Consider the following 3049-nt stretch of genomic DNA (forward strand, 5'->3'; position numbering starts at 1 on the left):
CGCTCCGGACTGGGCGGCCGTGCTGGGGACCGGCCGGCCCGTTCCGCTGCCGACGTATGCCTTCCAGCACCAAAGCTACTGGCTGACGGCACCGCCCGCGCCGGAGAGCGAGGGCACCGGCAGCGACCCGCTGAAGCACCCGATGCTGTCGGCGCGCACCGACCTTCCGGGCTCGGGCGGCGTCGTGCTCTCGGGCCGACTGTCGACGGCGAACAATCCCTGGCTGTCGGATCACAAGGTCATGGGGACGCTGCTGTTGCCGGGCACCGGCTTCGTGGAGCTGGCTTTGGAAGCGGCCCGCGTGGTGGGTGCAGAGTCGGTCGCCGAACTGGTCCTGCGCGCACCGCTGGTCTTCCCGGGCGGGAAGCCGCGTGACCTCCAGGTGTGGATCGGTCCCGAGGACACCGAACGCGAGCTGCGCATTCGTTCCCGTGGTGCGGGCGGAGACTGGACGCTGCACGCCACCGGTGTGCTCGGCCCACGCCGGACGACGGAGTTCGCGCCGGCGGCCGACTGGGCGGTCGGCGCGTGGCCGCCCGCGGGCACCACGGCCGTCCCCGTCGGCGCCCTCTACTCCGACCTCGCCGAGCGTGGCTACGACTACGGCCCGGTGTTCCGCGCGGTCACCGGCGTGTGGGCGGACGGAGACGAACTGTTCGCGGAGGTCGTGCTCCCCGCGGGGCAGCCCACCACGTTCGGCGCGCACCCCGCGTTGCTCGACGCCTCGCTGCACGCTCTGCTGGTCGCGGGCCGCACCTATGACCCGCAGGAGGTCAAGCTGCCGTTCTCGTTCGCGGGCGTGTCCCTGCTGTCCTCCGGCGCCGACCGGCTGCGGGTACGGCTGAACACCGCGGACGGGCAGATCAGCGTGCTGGCCGCCGACCCGGCCGGCAACGTCGTCGTCATCATGGACTCGCTGACCGTACGGCCGGTGGAGCGCGCGCAACTCGAAAGCGCGCAGACCACCGACCCGACCGTCGGCCGGTACGAGGTCGCCTGGGAACGGGTGGACCCGGCCGCCGGGCCGGCCACCGTCCCGGGCACCTGGCTGCTGCTGGGTGACGAACGTGCCGAGCTGAGCGCATTGTTCGAGAACGTGGTCGGTCTCGGCACCTGGGACCCCTCCGTCTCGCCGGACGGTGTGCTGGTCCTGGCCGGCGCGGCCGACACCCTGCTGACGGCGCTGCGCGAGAGCGCGGACATCGACGCGCCCGTGTGGTGTGTCACCTCCGGTGCCGTGGGTGTCGGCACGGCGGACCCGGCGGCCGACGTGGATGCCGGGGGAGTCTGGGGGCTGGGCCGGGTCGCGGCCCTGGAACAGCCGAAACGGTGGCGTGGTCTGATCGACGTGCCCAGCGGTCTCGACGCGGCCGACCGGGCGGTTCTGACCTCGGTGCTGTCCGGTGAGGCCGGTGGATCCGGTGAGCCCCTCGGGGGAGCCGAGGACCAGCTCGCCGTACGTGACGGGAAGCTGTGGGCCCGGCGGATCGTACCTGTCATGGGCGGCACGGCCCGGGAGTGGGCGCCGTCCGGCACGGTGCTGATCACGGGCGGCACGGGCGGTCTCGGTGGCCATGTCGCCCGGCACCTGGCCGCGCGCCGGGTCAGCCGGCTGGTGCTGGTCTCCCGCCGTGGCACGGAGGCGCAGGGGTCCCGGGAACTGCTGGCGGAGCTGACCGCCGCGGGCGCCTCCGTCGACATCGTCGCGGCGGACGTCACCGACCGGTCCGCCATGGCCGCGCTCGTCTCCTCGCTCGACGCCGAGGGCACACCGGTGCGTACCGTCGTGCACGCCGCGGGCGTGGTCAGCGACGCGCCGATCGCCGACACCGGCACCGATGATCTGCACGACGGCATGGCCGCGAAGGTTCGGGGTGCGCTGATCCTCGACGAACTCCTGCCCGACCTGGATGACTTCATCGTCTTCTCGTCCATCTCCGGCATCTGGGGAGCCGCCGGACAGGCGGCCTACGCCGCGGGCAACGCCTGCCTGGACACGCTCGCCCGCCGCCGCCGGGAGAGCGGCCGGACGGCCACGGCCGTCGCTTGGGGCCCCTGGTCGGGCGGCGGCATGGTCGAGGAGCACCTCGAACGCGAGCTGCGCAGGCGGGGCCTGACCCCGCTGACCGTGCCGGCGGCGCTCAAGGCGCTGGACGGTGTCGCCGGAACCGGCACGGACAGCGTTGTGGTGGATGTCGACTGGTCGCGGTTCCTGCCTGCGTTCACCGCGTCCCGGCCGAGCCCGCTGCTGGCCGGCTTCGAGGAGGCCACCGAGCGGCCGGCCGCCGCCGGCCGGGGCACGCCGCTGGCCCAGCGGCTCGCCGCGCTGCCCGAGGAGGAGCGCCATGCGCTGCTGGTCGACGTCGTGCGCGGCCACATCGGCGAGGTCATCAAGCACCCCGACCCCCTGCGGATCGACCCGGATCGGGCGCTGACCGAACTCGGCTTCGACTCCCTGATGTCGGTTGAACTGCGCAACAAGCTGGCCGACTACAGCACGTCCAGGCTGCCGGTGGCGCTGGTCTTCGACCACCCGACGCCCCATGCCCTGGCCGGCTATTTGCGTACGGTGATCGACCTCGACGAGGGGCCCGGGAACGACGGTCCGGTGTTGGAGGACTTCGGCCGTCTGGAGGCCAAGGCGCTGTCGGTGCTGACCGACACGGAGACCCGCGTCGCCCTGGCCACCCGGCTCAGCTCGCTGTTGGACCGGCTCGCCGAACTGGACGCCAGGCCGGTGTCCGCCACGAGCGACCTCACCGGCGCGTCCGCCGACGAGCTGATGCGGTTCATCGACTCCGAGCTCGGAAACTCCTGATCCCGATCCAGCCGATAGGTGCGAGAAGATGGCGAACCAGAACGAGCTCGTTGAGTACCTGCGCAAGGTGACGACGGATCTCCAGAAGACCCGGTCGCGGCTGCGGGATGTCGAGGCGAAGAGCAGCGAGCCGATCGCGATCGTGGGGATGGGGTGCCGTTTCCCGGGTGGGGTGCGGTCGCCGGAGGGTCTGTGGGAGCTGGTTGTCGAGGGCCGGGACGCCATCTCGTC

Annotated in this window: 2 protein-coding genes; both read left to right on the plus strand. The window is 72.6% G+C overall.

The genetic code is table 11. From position 1 onward, the window contains the following. Positions 1 to 2818 (plus strand): SDR family NAD(P)-dependent oxidoreductase (locus EEJ42_RS32760; RefSeq protein ID WP_123105591.1); only part of this gene is annotated, 2818 nt, incomplete at its 5' end. A gap of 28 nt (positions 2819 to 2846) precedes the next feature. After that, a partial coding sequence (locus EEJ42_RS32765) for a beta-ketoacyl synthase N-terminal-like domain-containing protein (protein ID WP_148082102.1) occupies positions 2847 to 3049 on the plus strand: 203 nt, incomplete at its 3' end.

Source organism: Streptomyces botrytidirepellens, assembly GCF_003721215.1.
Lineage (GTDB): Bacteria > Actinomycetota > Actinomycetes > Streptomycetales > Streptomycetaceae > Streptomyces > Streptomyces himastatinicus.